General features: G+C 45.1%; 18 protein-coding genes. 7 read left to right on the top strand and 11 right to left on the bottom strand.

The window, feature by feature from the left end:
- The first annotated feature begins 250 nt into the window (after positions 1 to 250).
- The 3 genes from C942_RS10270 to C942_RS10260 all read left to right on the top strand — a co-directional run bounded on the left by C942_RS10270 (position 251) and on the right by C942_RS10260 (position 4,971).
- Positions 251 to 1,528, top strand: coding sequence for a winged helix-turn-helix domain-containing protein (locus C942_RS10270; RefSeq protein WP_007465379.1), 1,278 nt, complete (start codon positions 251 to 253; stop codon positions 1,526 to 1,528).
- Between the two features lie 104 nt (positions 1,529 to 1,632).
- Positions 1,633 to 4,014, top strand: coding sequence for a fatty acid cis/trans isomerase (locus C942_RS10265; protein WP_036799595.1), 2,382 nt, complete (start codon positions 1,633 to 1,635; stop codon positions 4,012 to 4,014).
- 129 nt (positions 4,015 to 4,143) lie between these two features.
- Positions 4,144 to 4,971 (top strand): DUF2797 domain-containing protein, encoded by an 828-nt coding sequence (locus tag C942_RS10260; protein WP_083882334.1) that lies wholly within the window; start codon positions 4,144 to 4,146, stop codon positions 4,969 to 4,971.
- A gap of 73 nt (positions 4,972 to 5,044) precedes the next feature.
- On the opposite strand, the gene C942_RS10255 is transcribed toward C942_RS10260, so the two are convergent.
- The 4 genes from C942_RS10255 to C942_RS10240 all read right to left on the bottom strand — a co-directional run bounded on the left by C942_RS10255 (position 5,045) and on the right by C942_RS10240 (position 7,728).
- Positions 5,045 to 5,665, bottom strand: coding sequence for a putative ATP-dependent zinc protease (locus tag C942_RS10255; protein WP_007465374.1), 621 nt, complete (start codon positions 5,663 to 5,665; stop codon positions 5,045 to 5,047).
- 63 nt (positions 5,666 to 5,728) lie between these two features.
- Positions 5,729 to 6,625 (bottom strand): phosphotransferase, encoded by an 897-nt coding sequence (locus C942_RS10250; RefSeq protein ID WP_007465372.1) that lies wholly within the window; start codon positions 6,623 to 6,625, stop codon positions 5,729 to 5,731.
- A 429-nt stretch (positions 6,626 to 7,054) separates the two neighbouring features.
- Positions 7,055 to 7,291 carry a DUF3389 domain-containing protein gene (locus C942_RS10245; protein ID WP_007465370.1) on the bottom strand — a complete coding sequence of 79 codons (237 nt, stop codon included), beginning with the start codon at positions 7,289 to 7,291 and terminating at the stop codon, positions 7,055 to 7,057.
- 5 nt (positions 7,292 to 7,296) lie between these two features.
- Positions 7,297 to 7,728, bottom strand: coding sequence for a hotdog fold thioesterase (locus C942_RS10240; RefSeq protein WP_036799751.1), 432 nt, complete (start codon positions 7,726 to 7,728; stop codon positions 7,297 to 7,299).
- A gap of 128 nt (positions 7,729 to 7,856) precedes the next feature.
- Here C942_RS10240 and C942_RS10235 point away from each other — a divergent pair, with 128 nt between their 5' ends.
- Positions 7,857 to 8,648, top strand: coding sequence for a M48 family metallopeptidase (locus C942_RS10235; protein ID WP_007465366.1), 792 nt, complete (start codon positions 7,857 to 7,859; stop codon positions 8,646 to 8,648).
- Positions 8,649 to 8,723: 75 nt separating this feature from the next.
- Here the strand turns inward: C942_RS10235 and C942_RS10230 are convergent, their stop codons facing one another.
- From C942_RS10230 to C942_RS10220, 3 genes are all read right to left on the bottom strand, one after another.
- Complete coding sequence (locus tag C942_RS10230; protein ID WP_007465365.1) at positions 8,724 to 9,734, bottom strand: OmpA family protein; 1,011 nt, start codon at positions 9,732 to 9,734, stop codon at positions 8,724 to 8,726.
- A gap of 228 nt (positions 9,735 to 9,962) precedes the next feature.
- Complete coding sequence (locus C942_RS10225) at positions 9,963 to 10,409, bottom strand: PAS domain-containing protein (RefSeq protein WP_007465363.1); 447 nt, start codon at positions 10,407 to 10,409, stop codon at positions 9,963 to 9,965.
- Between the two features lie 3 nt (positions 10,410 to 10,412).
- Positions 10,413 to 11,417, bottom strand: coding sequence for a response regulator (locus tag C942_RS10220; protein ID WP_007465361.1), 1,005 nt, complete (start codon positions 11,415 to 11,417; stop codon positions 10,413 to 10,415).
- A 341-nt stretch (positions 11,418 to 11,758) separates the two neighbouring features.
- On the opposite strand from C942_RS10220, the gene C942_RS10215 reads away from it, so the two are divergent.
- Both C942_RS10215 and C942_RS10210 read left to right on the top strand, forming a co-directional pair.
- Complete coding sequence (locus C942_RS10215; RefSeq protein ID WP_007465359.1) at positions 11,759 to 13,249, top strand: FAD-dependent oxidoreductase; 1,491 nt, start codon at positions 11,759 to 11,761, stop codon at positions 13,247 to 13,249.
- 236 nt (positions 13,250 to 13,485) lie between these two features.
- Positions 13,486 to 14,910, top strand: coding sequence for a basic amino acid/polyamine antiporter (locus tag C942_RS10210; protein ID WP_007465357.1), 1,425 nt, complete (start codon positions 13,486 to 13,488; stop codon positions 14,908 to 14,910).
- A gap of 41 nt (positions 14,911 to 14,951) precedes the next feature.
- Here C942_RS10210 and C942_RS10205 read toward each other — a convergent pair whose 3' ends face one another.
- From C942_RS10205 to C942_RS10195, 3 genes are all read right to left on the bottom strand, one after another.
- Positions 14,952 to 15,266, bottom strand: a complete 315-nt coding sequence (locus tag C942_RS10205; RefSeq protein WP_007465354.1) for a cupin domain-containing protein — start codon at positions 15,264 to 15,266, stop codon at positions 14,952 to 14,954.
- 62 nt (positions 15,267 to 15,328) lie between these two features.
- Complete coding sequence (locus C942_RS10200) at positions 15,329 to 15,991, bottom strand: hypothetical protein (protein WP_007465353.1); 663 nt, start codon at positions 15,989 to 15,991, stop codon at positions 15,329 to 15,331.
- A 244-nt stretch (positions 15,992 to 16,235) separates the two neighbouring features.
- The gene (locus C942_RS10195) at positions 16,236 to 17,288 is read right to left on the bottom strand and encodes a PTS transporter subunit IIC (protein WP_007465351.1); all 1,053 of its coding nucleotides are present in this window, start codon (positions 17,286 to 17,288) and stop codon (positions 16,236 to 16,238) included.
- Positions 17,289 to 17,557: 269 nt separating this feature from the next.
- Between C942_RS10195 and C942_RS10190 the strand changes: the two genes are divergently transcribed.
- Positions 17,558 to 18,490 (top strand): DNA ligase, encoded by a 933-nt coding sequence (locus tag C942_RS10190; protein WP_007465349.1) that lies wholly within the window; start codon positions 17,558 to 17,560, stop codon positions 18,488 to 18,490.
- 50 nt (positions 18,491 to 18,540) lie between these two features.
- Here C942_RS10190 and C942_RS10185 read toward each other — a convergent pair whose 3' ends face one another.
- Positions 18,541 to 20,433, bottom strand: a complete 1,893-nt coding sequence (locus tag C942_RS10185; RefSeq protein ID WP_007465347.1) for a methyl-accepting chemotaxis protein — start codon at positions 20,431 to 20,433, stop codon at positions 18,541 to 18,543.
- Between the last annotated feature and the right edge of the window lie 126 nt (positions 20,434 to 20,559).

Genomic DNA, 20,559 nt, shown 5'->3' with positions numbered 1-20,559 from the left:
AGGGAGGCGTATGCCTCCTTTTCTTTATTCACCCGACCTGTCTTCAATTCACTACGAATAACGCAAGTAATTCCATCTACTTATACCAATCGTTTTTTTTCGTGGTAAACTTGTTTTCCTGCGTAAAACATCAATGAACACCGTCTATTTGATACCGGCTCCAGAATAATAAACATGTGCCCCTTCCGGTATAAACAGGACTATTTTTATATTTAGAGTTACGCTTTTTCTCCGAAAAGCAGAGGTATGAATGTCAAGCAACGAACAGATTAAATTTCGAACTGAAGTTTACTTCATTCCGAGCCTAGGCATTATTCAATCTGCTGACTCAACACAAAAACTTAACCTTTCAGAACAAAAGATTCTCTCTTTTCTGATCAATAATCACAGGCCCGTTACTAAAGAAGAACTTCTGAAAGCAGGCTGGCCTGAGCGGGTTGTCTCAGAAGCTTCGCTTTTTCAGGTAATCCGTGCCCTGAGAGTTAAACTACATGAACATCGTAAAGGCGATGTCATCGAAACGCTGCCACGTGTCGGATATCAAATCACGCAATTCGAACGCTTTCCATACCCGCTGAAAAAGGTACCTTCAGAAAAACAGAAGCGTTTCAGAAAGAAAGTCTTTGGCTTTTCGTTACTAGCGACTGCTACTGTGCTGGCAGCCAGTGCTGTTATCTATTGGAATATTGATGACTTTACACCATTAGAAGAAACCCGCTTCCTGACAGAAAATGTAACCTGGGACAGTAATAAACTGACGTTTATCGCCGATAACCGCGATGATATTGAAGATATAAAGCACAAACTGTCTACTGCCTATCAAATGCATACGGCTAAATTCAACCCTCCAATAATTCAGAATATCAAAGGTTATGCCTATAAAGGCCAGGGCCTGTATTCTATTGCTTGGTGCAAGGTAGATAACAAGCAAGCCTGTCTGCCAAATACGGATTTTGCGTACACAATTGAAGAGCAGGACTGGAAACGATTCTCCGATTTTCTGGTTTCAACAACTCGAACAGTTCGAGAATCTCCGATCATTCAAACCGACCTTGCACGAGAACCAACTGCGCAGGTACATATGAACTATATGGATGGGTCCGGTATCCAGTCTAAAATCGTTCATTACTACATCTCGAATAACAACCCGGATAGTTTCAGTTACTCTTATATGTCGTTTATTACTGAAGCTAAAACGGACTTCCACCATGCATTGTCTGTGCGAGCAGCAACCATCTCTATGGTTGAAAATCATTCTCCATTTCTGGCGACAGCCACGTTGAGACCCGACATGTTCCACTGGGCTTACCAGCCAAGCGATGTGATTATTGAAGACAAATCCACGGCACTGAAAACCGAAGCCCAAATGCGGGACGATTTCAGACACAAGCGCATTGTCTACAGCTACCTGCTTTATCAACAGCCATTTCTGGATCTGGTGTTTTACCCTGCTACCGGTATTTATTGGATAAATAACAGCACCAAATATAACAAGCTGTTTAATAGTACAGTTTCTGAGGAAAAATGAGACTCATTAACGACTAATTGAACGCTGTGTAAATAATAACTTGTTATACCTCATTCCCTGCCTATAAAATGTAGCAATACCGTTTTGCTAACCATAATAATTTCATGAACTTATCATTTCTGAAGCACACTAGACGCGCCGTAGTGCTATTAACTGCGGTTATTTTCTCAGGGTGTGCCGTTTATGCCGGCTTCAATTACGACCAGCTCTACGGCACACCAGAGCCAAAAGAACGCATAGTTCCGGCTGCGACACCAATTGCCCAGCGTTACCTGACCGACGTAAAGCCCATCATCAAAAACCGATGTGTGGTTTGTCATGCCTGTTACGATGCCCCGTGTCAATTGAAGCTCTCTTCTGCTGAAGGAATCGACCGCGGTGCCAACAAAGAAAAGGTTTATGAAGGTACACGCCTGATTGCAACCAACACCACCCGCATGTTCATTGATGCCCAGACCACAGCAGAATGGCGCGAGAAAGGCTTCCACCCGGTACTTAACGAGCGTGAACAATCTCCGGACGCAAATACCCAGGCTGGTGTTATGGCTCGTATGCTTCAGCTGAAACAGGCGCATCCCCTACCGGATCAGAAAGTTCTGGATCATGATGCATGGGATTTCTCGCTGGATCGGGATCAACAATGCCCAACAATAGAGGAAATGGCGCAGTATGAGCATGAATACCCGCAATGGGGCATGCCTTACGGCCTGCCGCAAATCAGCCAAAGTGAAAATGATACGCTGATGGAGTGGCTGGCAGCGGGCTCTCCAATGACAGGAGTCGCACCTCCGTCCGCTGCAACAATGGCAAAAGTGAAACATTGGGAAGCATTTCTCAACGGTGATTCACTGAAAGAGCAACTTGTCAGTCGCTATATCTACGAGCATCTGTTTGTATCGCACCTGTATTTTGCCGACGAAATGCAACCGGTGTTCTTCAACCTTGTTCGTTCTCGTACCGCACCGGGTAAACCCGTTGATGTTATCGCTACCCGCCGTCCATTTGATGACCCAGGCGTTGATCGCGTTTACTACCGTCTGGTACAGGTTGGTGAAACCATTGTCGATAAGACACACATGCCTTATGCGCTGAGTGCTGACAAAATGGCACGCATCGAAGCTCTGTTCTTCGAGCCGGAATACACCATCGAATCCCTGCCGGGCTATGACCCGGAAGTGGCGGCAAATCCGTTGATGTCATTCAAACAGCTGCCGGTTAACGCGCGTTACCGCTTCATGATCGAAAATGCGCAAAACACCATCATGGGCTTTATCAAAGGGCCGGTTTGTCGTGGCCAGCTGGCATTAAACGTTATCAATGACCGCTTCTGGGTATTCTTTGTTGACCCTGATATGGCAGATATTCCTGAGGTAAACAGTTTCTATGAGTCTCAGGCTGAAAACCTGCGTATGCCAGCAGAAAAAGACAGTACAACACTGCCTTTAACTAATTGGATTACATATGCAAACCAGCAGGGTCGTTTCCTGCGAGCAAAGAATGCCTTGTTGAACGAAACTTTCGAAAACGGTGAACACCTGACCACGGATCTGATTTGGGATGGTGACGGCAACAACGACAATGCAACACTGACTGTTTTCCGACACTTTGACAGTGCAACCGTAACAAAAGGCCTTGTTGGCGAACATCCGAAAACAGCCTGGGTTCTTGATTATTCACTGCTTGAAAGGGTTCACTACCTGCTTGTCGCTGGCTTTGATGTCTATGGCAACTTCGGCCACCAGCTAGTGACTCGAATGTATATGGACTTCCTGCGTATGGAAGGTGAATCCAACTTCTTGTCGCTGCTTCCTGCTGAAGTCCGACATCAGGAGCTGGCAAGCTGGTATCAAGAGTCCAACCAACACCTGAGCGAATTCATTCAGGGTGACATTAACGAATTTAATCAGCCAACAAGTGTTAAGTTCGCAACTGACAATCCGAAAGAAGAACTTTTGACTAAGTTGGAAACGAAACTGAATAGTGTCGGCTCACACAAGTATGAGCTGGTTAACGCCAAACTGACACCTGAAAGTATTCAAGCTCTTAAAACAATCGGCCACATCCATGGTTCTCAGGCGACGTTATACCCTGAGCTGACCTTTATTATGGTTGAGCCAAAGAATCGTAATGTTGAAGCTCAATTGTTTACTCTGGTTCGTAACAGCGCCCACAAAAACATTTCAAGTCTGTTTGACGAGGAATCAAATCGACTGCCAGAAAAGGACAATGTGACTCTGGTTAACGGCCTGCTGGGTAGTTACCCTGGCGCATTCTGGCTGATTCAGGAAGCACAGCTACCTCAGCTTGTTGCACAAGTGAAGGCAACAAAGACAGAAGATGACTATCGTGTGCTCCTTGATAAATTTGGTGTTCGCCGCACCAGCAAAGACTTCTGGTCTTTCAGCGATAAACTGAACCAGATTAATAAGCAAAACCAACCTATCGAAGCAGGTCTTCTCGATTACAACCGAATCGAAAACCGCTAAGCCTCCACAACGCCCTCTCCAACAAGAGGGCGTTTTCATTACTGCCTGTTCTCTGTTTGTCTCAGGCCGCTATTCTGCTCAGATATTTCTTGTCACTGATGTTAAAATCAGCCCCACATATTAAAAATAATGAGCAAAGTCATGCTTGGAACACTGAAGAAGATGAAATCTTCTCTGGGTGCGGAAGTTGAATACCAGCTTCCGGTCGGAGACGATTTGTTAGCCTTAAATCCGCTGATTGGAAAAAAGCTGAAGCTAACCCATACCGGTAATATTTATTGTGATGCCTGCGGCAAGAAAACAAAGAAGAGCTATTCACAGGGTCATTGCTACCCGTGTATGAAGAAGCTGGCTCGTTGTGATATGTGCATCATGAAACCAGAAACCTGTCATTACGCTCAGGGTACCTGCCGTGAACCCGAATGGGGGGATACCCATTGCATGGTGCCGCACTTTGTATACCTGTCAAATACCTCTGGCCTTAAAGTCGGGATCACCCGTCATACCCAGCTCCCTACCCGCTGGATTGATCAGGGCGCAACTCAAGGCCTTGCTATTCTAAAAGTGAAAACCCGTCAAATTTCCGGTTTGGTGGAAATCGCACTGGCAGAAATGGTTGCAGATAAAACCAACTGGCGCGCCATGCTTAAAGGTGACAACAATAACCTAGATTTGAAACAGGAAGCAGATCGTCTGTTGCCTGCCATTGAAAACAGGTTAAATGAGTTACTGGCGCTTTATGGGGAAGATGCTGTCGAGCGTTTAGACGAAGAGTTGGTTAAAATTCAGTACCCTGTCAGCCAGCACCCTACTAAAATCACTTCACACAACTTCGACAAAAACCCGGTTGTAGAAGGCACGTTACTTGGTATTAAAGGACAATATCTGATCTTTGATACCGGGGTAATTAACATCCGTAAATTCACCAGTTATGAAGTCAGTGTCGAGACACCGTAACTGATTATCACGACATCCATAACAAAACAAAGCGGCAATTGAGCCGCTTTGTTTTGTTATTCTTAATCCACGATTATTTTGACTTCGGTTGTACATATTTACGGTTGCCGTCAACAATTGCGACATCTCGGATAAAGTTAACGCCCAGCACAATCCCTTTGCCCGCAGTCAGGGCAAACTCTGTCAGTTCATTCAGTTCACCGAGCTTCGCTCTTAGTTTTACAACAGCTTTTCTTTCTTTACTTTCGTCTTTACTCTTGAGCCACCGCTCAACTGGCAATTCAACAAGCCTGCCGCCAGCACTGAATTTCACCCAGTCATTACCATCCCGCTCAAACTCTTGAACCTCAGAAACACCGATAGTTGAGATTGCGGCCCCAGAATCCACTTTCACCCTGACATGCTTTTTAGCCGGGGCCAGCCATACCCATTCCTCAGCACCTAGAATCAATTTTCCATCTTTTGTTTTAGTGATAACAGGCGCTGGTTTAGGTTTTGGCTTAGCTTGCTGCTTCAATTCAGGAACAGGTGTGACCGCAGGCGTATCCGGTACAGTTACTACCGATTCAACAGGAGGAATCGGCTTAACCTCACCACTGACTTCCGGCTCTGGCGTCGGTTCTGGTTCTCTGGTGATCTGCTGGGCACAACCGGCCAGAAAAAGAGCAATAACAACGGCTGCTGTTGTTCTCATTATGCGACCCCTTATACTTTCCTATATAAAAATAATATGCAGATATATCATTCCGGAGCAAATTTAACGGCCGGCGTAACTGGCTTCAAACAAAGCAACTTTCGACACTAGCCACCTCTCATCATACCACCCCATATTCCGGCTATGTTTTGCGTCATCCCATAAGCTGAAAAACCAGCGTCGCCACTCAAAACCTTCTGCCAACTTTTTCTTTTCCTGATAACGTTCAACAAGCCTTAAATCAGGCCGGACATCATACAAGTGGAATAAATCAAGTTCATAGTGCTTAAAACCTACATCACAAGGGTCAACGATCGCTGCAACCTTATAAGTTCTGGGATCAAAGAGAACATTTCCTACATGACAGTCATCATGTACCAAAGAAGCGATTTGGTTAAGCGGTGACAAGATCTCTTCCCTGTTTTCCCACAACCCCGCATAGGCATCTTTCAATTTTGAAGAAAATGGAGAGCAACTGCTCTGAACGTAGCGTAGAACTGGCGACATCCAGCTTTCATAAGCTTGAATAAAGTCGGGAACAAACTCATCGTCCCCAATTTCAAAACCTTTCTGAGACTGATGCTCATGTAGCGCAAGCAGTACATCTGTATAGCTCTCACGGAACTGCTCCAAGGCAACTGGGTCATCAGGTAAATTATGTGCTGACTCACCATCCAACCATTCAAGCATAATGTAATCGTGGCCTTCTTCGCGTCCGAAAAATAGCACTTCCGGTACAGGGCAGGTCAATACTTGAGACAAGCGCTCTAAGCCTTGAACCTCTTTAGCAAGCCGCCCTATTTCCCGAGAGAATTTCACAACTGCTTTTCTGCTGCCTGGTGAAGCAACAAAAACAACCCACCCATAAAATGTTTCCTGTAAATTGCACACTTCGGGGCGCAGACCAAACATCATCCGATAAGCATTTCCGGCGATTCGCTTAAGTTGCGGTTGAATCATCGACACTCCCTTTGCTCTTTAAATCTAACCTGAGCCAAACTCACATACCCTGTACAAATACTCGGAGATATAACTAACGCACATGTGTTTGTTTACAATAACCAGAGTGCAATAATTCACCTTCACAGACCAGATTTTTGAGTCAAAATAGTCAATTATGAGCCCGTGCTCTCAATAAAATGCACCATATTGCTTAGTGACGTACAAAAACAGTCTTTACTCGAAAACAAAATGACAAACCTCATCAAATGAACCATAAAATCACTCACTTAGACTAAGATTTATAATCTTTCCCATGGTGAATTTCATATGCTTAGCTCAAATATGAATTCGCACTTAATTCTGAGCTACGCCAATGGAATATCAGGCAACAAAAAGCCGTGCATAATGCACGGCACTCATCCATTACAATCATAACAACTAATCATATCACCGCTGCTGAACGGCAATACCTATCGCTTCAGCTACTTCATGTAACTGCTCTTCATTATCCAGCCTAACAGACCAGTTTACCCCGCTACCTGAAGCGGTTATCACATTAGCGCCACCAATTAAGGTGATATCATCAGCCAGCGCCTGCATGGTTACACGGGAGTTACCATTCAATCGCACAACTAGTTCATGCTGGTTGGCGATAATTCGTCCTTCTGAAAAGGTCAGATTCATATCAATTAATCTTTTTTCTTATGTTTCATTACAGCCATTGTCAGTCGACTGGTACAAACAAGACGGCCATGTTCATCAGAGATTTCTATTTGCCATACCTGAGTTGTCGTACCGATGTGCACAGGCTCAGCCCGGCCTTTCACTAAGCCACTTCGTACACCACGGACATGGTTAGCATTAATATCTAACCCTACACAGTAATGATGCTCATCAACACACATATTTGCAGCAAGGGATCCAAGTGTCTCCGCTAACACCACAGATGCACCACCATGCAGCATTCCGAGTGGCTGATGAGTACGGGCATCCACAGGCATAACAGCACTCAGGCTGGTGTCATCAAAACCACTGTACTCGATCCCCAAATGTTCAACCAATGTATTTACTGATGACTGGTTCAACGTATCCAGCGAAAATTGTTTTTTCCATATGCTCATGTAGTTACCTTTCACCTTTGTTTCCAACCAGAATAACATTCTGAATGTTTGTCGACTATAAAGAATGGCGAGCCCATAGTATGATTCGGCCATTCACCTTATCTATAATTGAATGAAAGGAATCACTCATGAGTCACTTTCGTCTTCTTTTTATCACCGGAGTATTAGCCTCGACAATGGTTTTATCAGCCTGTTCCAGTTCCCCGACCGGACGCCAGCAGGTTTTGCTGTTTTCAGATCAGGAAATGTCTCAGTTGGGCTCTCAATCCTTTGACACTCTGAAAAAACAGGAAAAAGTTAACAAAGACGCTAAAACAAACCAATATGTGCAGTGTGTTACTGATACCTTAACCGCCCAACTTTCACCAGCTGAAGGCTTCAGCGATTGGGAAGTTGTCGTCTTTGACAGCAAGCAAGTCAACGCCTTTGCTTTACCTGGTGGTAAAATCGGCGTCTACACTGGATTACTCAACGTTGCCACTAACCAGGATCAACTCGCTTCGGTTATTGGTCATGAGATCGGCCACGTCATCGCCCAACACAGTAATGAGCGCCTTTCTCGAAGCCAAATGACTAACGTAGGCTTGAAACTTTCCAGCATTGCAATCAGTGGGACTGATTACCATGATGCAGCAATGGCGGGACTTGGGCTGGGGGTTCAGTACGGCGTTTTAATGCCATATGGCCGCGCACAGGAATCTGAATCTGACATCATCGGTCTGCGCTTGATGGCTCAAGCAGGCTTTGATCCGAATGAAAGTGTCAGCCTATGGAAAAACATGAATAAAGCATCTGGTGGACAACAGCCTCCAGAACTGCTTTCAACTCACCCATCCCACGATACTCGCATTGATGATCTGAAAGCAGAAATCGGCAGGCTACCAGCTTATAATGCGACGCGTCCTCAATGCCGTCTGTAATTCAAAGCGAATTGAGATTCATAGCTGCTACAGAGAAAAAAAGCGCCCTGAGGCGCTTTTTTTTAGAAAAATTACTTACTGTTGTGTAATTTCAAACCCTGGGGTATATGCTTCCACCCGGCGGTTTTGCGCGCGACCTTCCTCAGTATCGTTTGGTGCAACAGGATCAGTTTCACCACGGCCCTGAACAATAACTCGGTCTTTTTCTATCCCAAAGTGAGATCCCAAATATCCAGCAACCACACCAGCACGCTCTTCAGACAGTTTCTGGTTGTATGCTTCAGAACCACGGCTGTCTGTGTGGCCAATGACATACAGTTTTGCATCAGGATGCTCAACTAAACGATCACCGATTGGTTTTAGGCGTTCAATGTCAGCCTGAGTCAAGGCATTGCTGTCGAATGCAAAAGGTAATGCCACACTCAGAGCCTCAATCTTAATTACTTCTGGTTCAACCGGTACCGGCTCAGGCTCTGGCACAGGTTCAGGCTCAACAACAGGTTCTGGTTCTATTGCAACTGCCGGTTCTGCGCCCCAATGATATACCAGGCTCAAACCGTAAAAATGAACATCGCTTTCTCCCGGCTCATCGTCACCGACCTGATTGTAGTATTGATATTCAAGTCGAGCAGACAAATCGTCATTGAAGAAATACTCTGCACCAACACCTATAGTACCGGACAGACCGGAGTCATCTTTACTATTTACGCTGTTATCAACGTCATAAAGGTAGCCACCTGCCTTACCAAAGATATCGATAGATGGAGCGACACTCCAGGTGAACTTACCAACAATGTCCAGACCATGAACTTCGAAGCCACCACTACCCTGCTTAGCATCAGCCTGACCAAGGTAAGTATAGCCACCTTCTACAGCAAACCATGAGTTGTAGTTATAGCCAATGAATGCGCCACCACCCCAATCGTCACGTTCGAAAGCTCCTTCTTGACCATCAAGAGCGCCATCGAAGCTGTCGAAATTAGTACCACCAACACGCGCACCTGCATACCACGGATTATCCGTTGCAGCATGAGAAACACCTGAAACTAACAAAACGACAGGAAGCAGTTTGAATAACTTTGTCATATAGATATCCCTATTATTAGTTTTTTGCCACTACTTCATAGGCTTAGAATCAAACCATCTGATTTACAAATAAAAATCTTTGAAAAAGCCTAAAAAAGCCAGTCTTTCTCACATTTCAGGAAAAGAGTTAGGGTCAAATGGAATTGAGATATTTAACAGTAGGGAAATGATGAATTTATCATCTAATAAAAAGAAAAAAGCCCATATACATGGGCTTTGAAATGCGGTTTATTTATTCATACCTCGCTCTTCGGCTATTGCTTCCGCCGTGGCATCTTCAACAGACATAAAGAGGTAGTCCACATCCCCTTTAGGGGACGTCATCGGATTCAGGGTCACATTCTGATACATAAAAGGAGCCTGCTGTGTAATCGGCCGCACATTACGGCATTTGAACAAATATGGACGCTGGCGCCAGATGAGGAAACTGCGACATCCTAATTCAAAAACAGGCTTGGCTTTAGCGTTAAACCATTCCTGAGGAATTTCAGGGAAAATCTCAAAAATATTTTTACCAATTGCCTCATGAGCCTGCTTACCACTATGGTGAATCATGAAACCATTCCAGACATGGATATTGTAATCCTTGTCTAGTACAACGAGCCCGACATCGACATGCTGAACCATGTCAACCATCCAGTGAAACTGCTCAAATTCGGCTGGTAACGAAAACATGGCTTAATCCTCATCCATCAGGTAAGACAATTTGTTATCAAGTAGCGGCAACGATTCATCGACAAACATTAACAACAGGTCGCATTTAATTTCCGTACCCTCGATACCGTAACTGACTTCAAACGTCATTGTTCTTCGCCAGTTACCTTCTGTTTGCTCAATCATATCTTCAATAGGAATATGCTGACCAAGCAATACCGGGTGACTTTGGAAAAACTTCACTTCAGCCTGCTGGCCCAGACCTTTGAGGAAAGAACCTACCAGGATATTGCTGACGTCCATTAACAATTCCAGTTCAGAGTTGCCTCCCTCTTCAACTGGATATTTCATCATCGACATCAAATCTGTCAGGCTGGAATCACTCAACAGAACAAGAGCTTCCCCGGCAATACCTTCACCACTGAAGCCCTGGCAGATTCCGGACATGGTACTGCTGCTTGCCAAATGGCGCATCGTCATATGAAGTTCACTAACTTCAAACACGTTCACGTTAGGAAGCGGAAGATTTACAAACACATCGAAATGTCGGGCCAGTGAGTCCGCAGCACGACCAATCGCTACGTTTGCCACTTCCAGATAAATATCGCGACGACGAAGCGCTGGGGTTGCTACCCGTTGAATCACGGCATCAAATGCCGGAGGCTCAGACGGGATGAGCGTTTTAAGCAGTTCTTTCAGGTGCGCCTTATCGACAGGCTTTTTAAGGAATTCAATTGCACCGAGAGCTTTAACCCTGGCCTGAGCCTGAGGCTGAATATCACCCGACACAACAATGACTTTAATGTCGATCCCTTCTTGGTTGATCGCTTCCAGGGTCTGATAGCCGTCCATCTCAGGCATAGTCAGATCCAAAAACATCAACGCAAACTTTTCTTTCTTCAGGTGCTGCAGTGCTTCCACACCGTTTACAGCAAAAGTGACTTCAGCATCGAGCGAGGCAGGCAGAGCACGGGCCATCTGCTTACGGGCTAACGCTGAGTCATCGCAGATCAAAATTGAAGTTGCCATGCTAGCTCCTTGGCGCTTCTTCTTGCGGAGCGCTTTTCATTATTCTTATGTTACTTAACTCAAGTAACCTCAAGATAATAACAGCTGAACATTGCCCGGTCTGCCTAAATCTGTTGAATTTATCAATTAGCATGTCAGGTAAGACCTCATTAAAATGTGACAGCGTAACCCCAATAACCTAGTTTTAGCGGATATCTATCCACTTGCTAAACCTGGCTATTTACATTGTAAACTCTCCCCCCTAATCTACTGGTATGCACTCTGTTGATGTTTAAAACATAAAGAAGGCACAGTAGAATGCTAACTATTATCAAAATGACCAAAAGTACTTGTCAGCCAATATGAATGTTCATGGTGCCTGTAATCATAGTGACGGGCAAAAGCCTTTCTCCATCGGCGTTATCGGTGGCGGTATCGCCGGTTCCACCATTGCCCTCCGCCTTGCCGAACGTGGCATTCAGGTCGAACTGTTTGAAGCAGGAAAAAGCCTAGTAAACGGACCACCAATCTGCCATCTACATGCAGGTGGAAATCTATACCGCGAAATTTCTGATGAACAATGCAAGACTCTGCTCAAGCAATCTATTGATACACTGAGAGTTTTCCCTCAAACAGCCAATATTCGCCCTACCGTTGTCGCAGTGCCGGAAAGAGACAAAGGTGAACCATCGTCTCTTATTGACAGGCTAAACCTTCTGCAAAAAACATACGCCAATCTGGTCAACAACGATCCACTAAACCAGGTTTTGGGATCTCCGGAAGAATATTTCAAACTTTATTATCGTGAGGAACTTGAAGAGCTGGCCAACAAGCCAGTACCCAATAGCCCCGCATCGCTTGATGATTGGATGATTCCGCTTGCTAAGAACCTAAACCTCAGCCAATTCAAGTTTCCGTTTATTCTGGTACAAGAATACGGCCTGAGTGTCTTTCGTCTGGCTGCAACAGCAAATCTTGCCGCAGAGAAGCTACCAACCTGTTCACTTAATATGAATGCCAGAGTGATTGATGTTGAGCAAGATAGCCAAGACAATAGCTGGCAAATCACTTATCAGCAGTATGATAGTGATATCAATGATCATATTACCCATTCAACCCACGTTGATTACCTTGTAAATGCATGTGGCTTCCAAACCGGTAAGATTGATGACATGGCAAAACTGCCACGAAAACGAATGATCGAGTTTAAGGCTGCCTATATAACCCACTGGGCGGAATGCGAAGGTATCTGGCCTGAAGTGATATTCCACGGTGAGCGTGGAACGCCTGATGGTATGGCTCAGTTAACCCCCTACCCTGAAGGTTATTTCCAGCTTCATGGGATGACTGAAGATATTACCTTATTCAGAAAAGGACTCGTTGCCAGTACAACCGATAGCGCGCAACCACAGCTGGGAGAATCGTTCACCAAAAAGATTCAATTCGGCTGGAAAAGCTGCGACGTCCATACCCGAAGTGAAAGAGCCATTAAGCATATGGCCAAACTTCTCCCGGCCTACAAGTCAGCCACTGTTGGCGGAACCCCTTTGTTCGGTGCTCAACAAATTCCGGGGGAAGACCCATCACTTCGAGCAGCAGATATCTCCTTTGCCGGCAATCGTTATGCCCGCAGTGAAATTGTCAAAGCCTCATCAGCCCTAAACGCAGCTAATCAGGTATTGATTAAGTTATACGATGATGGCCTGCTTGCGGAAAAACCAACAGAAATTCATCCTGAACAACAAATGCCAGTGACGTCCGGATTCACTCAAGAAGTAGTTGTCTCAATGGCAGAAGCATTGACAGTTCAGCGTAATTATCCATCGGCACTTGCCCGCCCAGTTAAATATTGACCGCTGATAACTACCTGATAAAGAGCCATATTCGACTCTTTATCTTTTCGAACGCATCACCATAAGCATAATTTCGCATTCCTTTTCCTCATAATTATTCATAAGTTTGCATTTTTTAACCACTTACTTCCCTTATTCGGACAATTCATTGATTTGATAGAGTGAATACTCTATTGTCCGCGCCTGACAGCTATAAAGCGGTCTGGATAGAACATAATTAAACAGAATAAGAAAAGATGAACAATCAACTCGGGCTAGGATCTTTGACTGCTTTGGTTTTGAGCACTATGCTCGGTGCCGGAATATTCAGTCTCCCACAAAACATGGCTGCCGGAGCCGGACCCGGCGCAGTAATCATTGGCTGGCTGATCACCGGAGTCGGTATGCTCGCATTAGTGCGTATCTTTTACAGCCTGTCTGTTAACCAACCTCATATCAATGGCGGTGTTATCGCCTATGCCAAAGCAGGTTTTGGTGACTTCTGGGGCTTCAATTCGGCGTGGGGCTTCTGGCTTAATACCATTCTTGCCAACACCTCATATGCGGTTGTCGTTTTCAGTGCCCTGAGCTTTTTTACCGACACACCTGATAACACGATTTTTGGTGCAGGTAATACCTGGCAGTCTGTTCTTGGTGCCAGCATCCTGATCTGGATGATGCATTTCCTGGTCACGCGAGGAGTAAAAGAAGCAGCTATTGTTAATATGGTTGTCACCATTGCCAAACTGATCCCTCTCCTTACCTTTATCGGCTATACCATCATTGCAGCCAACTTTGATAAATTCAGCATTGATATCTGGGCACAAAACAACACTGCTCTAGGTGGGCTTGGTGAACAGATTCGCTATACCATGTCGATTACCCTTTGGGTATTCATCGGCATTGAAGGTGCCGTCATGTTATCCAGACGGGCAAAAAGCCGAGAAGCGATCGGACAGGCGACCGTTATCGCCCTTTTAGCTGCATTATCGCTGTATGTAATCGTAACCCTGTTCTCCTACGGAGTTATGACTCAAGAAGAACTGGCAGAACTTCAGAACCCCTCAATGGCTCGGATCCTTGAACATATCGTTGGTCCATGGGGGGCGCTGTTAATTAACCTTGGCCTGATCACCTCGGTATGCGGAGCCTTGCTCAGTTGGACAGTAATCACAGCAGAAGCGCCTCTGGTCGCGGCTGAATCCGGCTTATTCCCTCGCGTATTTGGCAAAGAAAACCGTCATGGAGCTCCAATTGTTGCACTTACAGCATCAACACTTGCTGTTCAGTCTTTTTTGATCATGACAATGTTCAGCCAGAGCACTTACCTAAGCCTTGTTAATATCGCAACATCATCAGTTCTGATCCCATATGGTCTGTCTGCGGCCTACGGACTGAAAGTTGCGATAAAAAATGACAGCTACGGGAACAACAGTAATGCTCGCCATCTCGACCTTATCGGTGGCATGATTGCAACGGCTTATGGTTCATGGTTAGTTTATGCGGCCGGACTTCACTACCTATTGCTGGTTGCTCTACTCTATTTCCCGGGGCTTCTGGTCATGATGTGGGCTCGCAAAGAGCAGCAAAAAGCATTTATTAACAGTAAGCGAGAAGTTTTCGGCATATTTCTACTTACCGTTATGGCAATCGGCGCCATATTTATGATGACTGTCGGTTAACCACTCCAACAAAAACGGGCTCCCGAGGGAGCCGTTTTTAATTACTTATAAAACACTGCCAGCCAGATGGTTTCCTGATTTGGATCTGTCCATGAAACCTGATGACGCTGGTGAGCGAGAATATTAACGTGATCACCTTCTTTAAGGTGAACCTCTTTCTCATCATCAAATAACAGTTTTGCTTCACCTTTTACCACCAGCACCCACTCATTTTCATCCTGATCGTACCATTCATTATTCGGCGTGGTATGCCCTTTAGAAATGATTCGCTCAATCCGAACATCAGGCGTTTTGATGATATCTTCGAACACTTCTTCCGGCAGCTTTGCTGGAATATTGCTGAATAAATTAGTCATTGTTGTTCTGTATAACTATCTAAAAAAAGACGAGGATAAAACCTCGCCTTGTTAATTCGAAATTACTTTTTTGGCAGACTGATTTCAATCTTCTTATTCAGCGTTTCAAGTTCAGCCTGAAGAGCAGTCAGCTGCGCTTGTTCTTCTTCAACAATTGTCAGCTTAGCTTCGTACTTGTCACAGTCTGCCTGCGAAACCCAGTTCCAACCGGAACCGGTTTTAAATTCATCACAAGCCTGTTTAAAGTCTTTTGCTACTCGTTGAGCCTTTTTCACATCAGCTTCGGCATTAGCAACCTGCTTTTGCAGTACCAGTTGTTGTTGATAAAGCTCCTTGGAATTATCCAGTACAACTTTTTGCTTCTCTGCTGTCGTTTTAAGCTCAACAACAGCTGTATCCAGTTTCTTCTTAGTTACTTCCAGCTTTTTCTGTTTCTGCTTGATTTGGGCTATTTGCTTCTCGTAATCAGCTTTCTGCTTATCCAACTCAGTTTGCTTTTCTTGAAGCTGTTTAGATAGCTGCTCAATTTCCAACGCTTTCTGAGTTTCATAAACTTCAAAGCTTTCCTGTAACGCTTGTTTGTTTTCTGCCAGTTGCGCATTTTTGTGCTGCAACAGTTCGAACTCTTCCTGAGTTGGTCCGGGATTACGATTCCAGACAGCGGAGGCAACGACACTTCCGATAACAAACCCGACAAACAGTGATACTTTCCAGGATCTCAGCATAAATTCCATCCACACTTACAAACAAACACCTCATCAAACCGATAAAGCCCATGCATATGCACATAACTTAACAGCAAAATGCCTTAGATATATTAATAATATCAGCCAGATAACACCTTGTGTCATGTTTATATCAAAATAGATATAAAACTTAATAATTTTTGCTGTCGCACTCTGTACGCAGATCATTCAGGCATAAAAAAGGCGCATATTTTTGCGCCTTTTATAGATTGGTTAGTCCGATTTACTTTGAAGTAAGGTGCAGTTTAAGGTCACCCGGTTTGATCCAGCCGATCTTGCGAAGAACTTCAGCCAAAAACAATGTGATCACAGCCGGAAGAACCAAGTGCAGAAGTAAAATCGAAAAGTAAATTTCGCCGCTTTGCCACCCTGCTGCATCCAGAGCGATAAATGACTGAATCTGGCCGACAAAGCCAGACGTGCCCATACCTGCACCTAACGGTGTATTTTCCATTTGGAAGACCAATGTCGCCACCGGGCCCAGAATGGCAGAAGTAATAATTGGCGGTAGCCAGACCTTGTGGTTTTTAACGATATTCGGCATCTGCAGCATTGAGGTTCCCAAACCTTGTGCCACCACGCCAGCCCAACGGTTTTCACGGAAACTCATTACCGCAAATCCCACCATCTGGGCACAACAGCCCACGGTTGCCGCACCGGCGGCTAATCCATTCAGGCTCAACATAATGGCAATCGCAGCACTACTGATTGGCAAAGTCAGAGCCATTCCCATCAGTACAGCCACAATCATACCCATCAGCAGCGGCTGAAGTTGAGTTGCATACATTACAACATCGCCTAAACCTTTCATCACCGCCGCGACCGAAGGGCCGACAAGGCTTCCGACAGCGACACCAACAATAACAGTAACAGCAGGCGTCACTAAAATATCAATTTTGGTTTCATTCGCTACCAGCTTACCGCATTCAGTTGCCGCTACGGCAGCAATATAAGCCCCAACCGGTCCACCCAGAGCCGCACCAGCAGCACCGGCTGTAGTCACTGAAAATAACACCAAAGGTGGTGCCTTTAGCGCAAAAGCGATGGCAACACCAATTGCCGGGCCGGTCATTTGTTTTGCAATCGGCCACAACGTTTCTGAAAAGAGAGGAATCCCAAGTTTAGCGCCAAGGGTATTTAGAATTGAACCAATCAACAGGGAGGAAAACAAACCTAATGCCATAAAACTCATGGCGTGAACAAAATAGGTTCGGGCGGAAAAGTCGATATTTTTGCGACTCAGAAAGTCACTAATTTGATTCTGTGCTAGCTGCATTATAATACGTCACTGTATAAAAAATGTTGATTTATTGAAAATCAAAGTCGCTGATTCTACATGACTATGCACAGAGGAGCCATATTCAACCCCATACTGATAGCATCCCTAGCAGACATCACTCGCAAGCAATATATGCATTAAACAAACAATGCACACAGAACTTCGCTATTTGCCCCAATTTATGCAATCCAGGCACACAATGTATTTACTCAGACCACGACCAAAAATAACGTAACTCTTCAGATGCATACCTGAGAGCAATCACCATGTCTGAAAAACATCCCTGCCAGCCAGCATATAAATCCAACCTGAAGTTAACGCACCTTGCTGCTGCAATCAGTTTTCTGGTCAGCCCTTTTATGCTGGAAGCCGCTGAAGCTCCGGCAGTTATGAAAGCAAAGACCGTTGATACCAAAACGTTTGAGTCTGCATTACTTTCTGAAAGTACGCTTTTACAATTAAAAATATCTGACTATTACGTCAGCGAGAAATTGGACGGTATCCGGGCTTTCTGGAATGGAAAGCAACTGGTAACACGAACCGGAAATATCATCACAGCCCCAGCTTGGTTTACTGCTGCGCTTCCTGACAATATCAGCCTTGACGGTGAACTCTGGGCTGGCCGGGGAAACTTCCAACAAGTCGCATCGACAGTAATGGATGACAGCCCCAACGAAACTCAATGGAAAAAGATTAAATATATGGTGTTTGACCTTCCCTCTGACAATAGGCGTTTTGAACTGCGTTTAAAGCAATTAACGACTTTGATTAATGATATTGACCGCTCCCACATTCAACTAATATCTCAACAGCATTTCGAAAGTCTGGCTGAACTCAGTGCCTATCAGGAACACATCAATCAGAGTGACGGTGAAGGATTGATGCTCCATCACAAAGATAACCTGTATAAAAATGGGCGCTCTGATTCGCTGCTAAAACTCAAGCCTTATCAGGATAGCGAAGCCGTTGTTGTGGGGTACGAAGAAGGTAAAAGAAAGTATCAGGGAAAGATGGGCGCAATATGGGTGCTGACACCGGATAATAAGAAGTTCAAGATTGGTTCGGGATTCAGTGATGCGGAAAGAGCTAATCCTCCAGCCTTAGGTGCTGTCATTAACTATCGCCACAATGGTTATACCAAAAGCGGTATCCCGCGCTTTGCCCGTTTTATCCGTGTTCGTTCCAGCCCGGAGATATGATAAAGCCGCTCTTTCGAGCGGCTTTGCGTCTTAAATCAATAGTAATGAGCTTACAACTTGTAGCGTTTAACTTCCTGCTCCAGCTGATCAGCAAGGTGTTTTAAACCGTCTGCCTGCTGAGCCGCTTCCTGAGCTTCAGTCGCCAGCTGATTAGCAACTTCCTGAACGCCTTCGGTATTACGGCTGATCTCAGCGGTTACACTTGACTGTTCTTCTGCTGCCGAAGCAATCTGAGTTGCCATATCACTGATGACATTAATTTCATTAGCAATGTTACTGATACTTACACCAGCAGCATCAACATCCTGAACACTGGTCTCAGCCAACTGATGGCTATCAGACATAACAGAAACTGCCTCCTTGGTTGTCGATTGCAGGGTTTCGATCATGCTCTGAATCTCTTCAGTTGAAGTATGAGTACGCTGTGACAGCACACGAACTTCATCAGCAACCACTGCAAAACCACGACCCTGCTCACCGGCACGCGCTGCTTCAATAGCCGCGTTTAATGCCAGCAGGTTAGTCTGTTCTGCGATATCACGAATCGTCGCCAGGATAGTGCTAATCTTCAGCGCATGACCGTTCAGATCTTCGATGATCACAACAGCACTGTTCACTTCTTTAGCAAGATTACCGATAGATGACTGACTTTGACCAACCTGAGCATTGCCCTCTTCCGTCATTGCAACAGCCTGTTCTGATGTCTTCGCCGTATTCTCGGCATTACCTGCAATTTCCTGAGTCGCGCTGGCCATTTCTGTCACGGCCGTTGCCACCATGGTAATTTCATCCTGCTGGTAACGAATGCGGTTACTACGCTCTGTCGCTGAGTCAGCAGACTCTGCCGCCGCACGATTAAGCTGAAGCGTAATATCACGCAGGTTAGAAGCCATAACATGCAGACGGGACACGAACTGGTTAAAGTTTTCAGCTAACTCACCAACTTCATCATCCGACTGAACATCAATACGTACTGTCAGGTCACCTTCACCGTTTGCGATATCTGAAAGTGCCGCAGAAACATTATTCAGACCACGGAATAGCTGAGAAACCAACCATGCTGTAAATGCAGAAACAAACAACATGATCGCCAAACCAATCATGAACTGCTTCACCAGCATTGCATTCAGCGGCGCTTCCAGTGTTGCCTTATCCATCACCAAAGCAATTGCCCAAGAGGTATTCGGAATAGCTGTGACTGCTACCGCTTTTTCGCGACCATCCAGTTCCGTGAAATAAAGTTTGTCGGAGGCAATAACCTGCTGCATTTTCTGGGCACTGACATCACGACCTAAATCAGTCAGCGGCTTCATCTGCTTGTTTTCATCGGGATGCGCTACAACAAGGTTGTTGCTGATATCAAGCAACATCGCATAGCCGTTCCCCGGAACAGAGATATCAAGAACATCTTTCATCAGCTGTCCCAGAGCAAGGTTTGAACCAACCACGCCCAGCATTTCACCGTTTTGGTAAACAGGTTCAGCAAGAGTCACAACCAATGTCTGCATTGTATGGCTAACATAAGGCATGGTAGTAATTTGCTTACCTGCCGCAGAAGCCTTTTTATACCAACCACGTACACGAGGATCATAACCCGCTTTATTTAAAGAAGGATCATGACGGTTCATAACACCTTCTTTGGTGCCGTAGTAGCTTAATCCAAAACCACCGGATGTCAGAGTTTGTTTCAGGTGACCGACAATATCTAACTGTGGGTCACGCTCAATAGCATTTACAGTAGCTGTAACAGCACTCTGGCGGCCCTGGAACCAGTCACCGATACCTTTACTGTACGCATTTGCGGTATTATTACTTTCACTTTCAATTGCTGACCAAGCCTGATCATTGAGTGTTTGGTAAGAAATGCCACCTAACACAAGGATGGTTAACAAAATCAGTGATACGCTTGCTAAAACAAGCTTCATTTTTAAACTAAGACGCATAGATTCCCTTATTAGAATTATCATTCTAATTCACGAATATAATGAACTGTGTCACATACGACATCAGCTTGTATAAAACGATGAGCACAAGATCAATATTTGGGCATGTTTTGACCCGAAATTTCG

Origin of the sequence: Photobacterium marinum (genome assembly GCF_000331515.1) — a bacterium.
Taxonomy (GTDB): Bacteria; Pseudomonadota; Gammaproteobacteria; order Enterobacterales; family Vibrionaceae; genus Photobacterium; species Photobacterium marinum.
This window is presented reverse-complemented; position numbering and strand designations above follow the sequence as displayed.

What these genes read in the sequence shown, in the direction of transcription:
- C942_RS10210 (WP_007465357.1), top strand. Translation starts at nt 13,486, where the DNA reads ATGAACAATCAACTCGGGCTAGGATCTTTGACTGCTTTGGTTTTGAGC.
- C942_RS10205 (WP_007465354.1), bottom strand. Translation starts at nt 15,266, where the DNA reads ATGACTAATTTATTCAGCAATATTCCAGCAAAGCTGCCGGAAGAAGTG.
- C942_RS10185 (WP_007465347.1), bottom strand. Translation starts at nt 20,433, where the DNA reads ATGCGTCTTAGTTTAAAAATGAAGCTTGTTTTAGCAAGCGTATCACTG.
- C942_RS10245 (WP_007465370.1), bottom strand. Translation starts at nt 7,291, where the DNA reads ATGAATCTGACCTTTTCAGAAGGACGAATTATCGCCAACCAGCATGAA.
- C942_RS10265 (WP_036799595.1), top strand. Translation starts at nt 1,633, where the DNA reads ATGAACTTATCATTTCTGAAGCACACTAGACGCGCCGTAGTGCTATTA.
- C942_RS10195 (WP_007465351.1), bottom strand. Translation starts at nt 17,288, where the DNA reads ATGCAGCTAGCACAGAATCAAATTAGTGACTTTCTGAGTCGCAAAAAT.
- C942_RS10225 (WP_007465363.1), bottom strand. Translation starts at nt 10,409, where the DNA reads ATGTTTTCGTTACCAGCCGAATTTGAGCAGTTTCACTGGATGGTTGAC.
- C942_RS10200 (WP_007465353.1), bottom strand. Translation starts at nt 15,991, where the DNA reads ATGCTGAGATCCTGGAAAGTATCACTGTTTGTCGGGTTTGTTATCGGA.
- C942_RS10255 (WP_007465374.1), bottom strand. Translation starts at nt 5,665, where the DNA reads ATGAGAACAACAGCAGCCGTTGTTATTGCTCTTTTTCTGGCCGGTTGT.
- C942_RS10235 (WP_007465366.1), top strand. Translation starts at nt 7,857, where the DNA reads ATGAGTCACTTTCGTCTTCTTTTTATCACCGGAGTATTAGCCTCGACA.
- C942_RS10190 (WP_007465349.1), top strand. Translation starts at nt 17,558, where the DNA reads ATGTCTGAAAAACATCCCTGCCAGCCAGCATATAAATCCAACCTGAAG.
- C942_RS10215 (WP_007465359.1), top strand. Translation starts at nt 11,759, where the DNA reads ATGAATGTTCATGGTGCCTGTAATCATAGTGACGGGCAAAAGCCTTTC.
- C942_RS10240 (WP_036799751.1), bottom strand. Translation starts at nt 7,728, where the DNA reads ATGAGCATATGGAAAAAACAATTTTCGCTGGATACGTTGAACCAGTCA.
- C942_RS10230 (WP_007465365.1), bottom strand. Translation starts at nt 9,734, where the DNA reads ATGACAAAGTTATTCAAACTGCTTCCTGTCGTTTTGTTAGTTTCAGGT.
- C942_RS10220 (WP_007465361.1), bottom strand. Translation starts at nt 11,417, where the DNA reads ATGGCAACTTCAATTTTGATCTGCGATGACTCAGCGTTAGCCCGTAAG.
- C942_RS10270 (WP_007465379.1), top strand. Translation starts at nt 251, where the DNA reads ATGTCAAGCAACGAACAGATTAAATTTCGAACTGAAGTTTACTTCATT.
- C942_RS10260 (WP_083882334.1), top strand. Translation starts at nt 4,144, where the DNA reads ATGAGCAAAGTCATGCTTGGAACACTGAAGAAGATGAAATCTTCTCTG.
- C942_RS10250 (WP_007465372.1), bottom strand. Translation starts at nt 6,625, where the DNA reads ATGATTCAACCGCAACTTAAGCGAATCGCCGGAAATGCTTATCGGATG.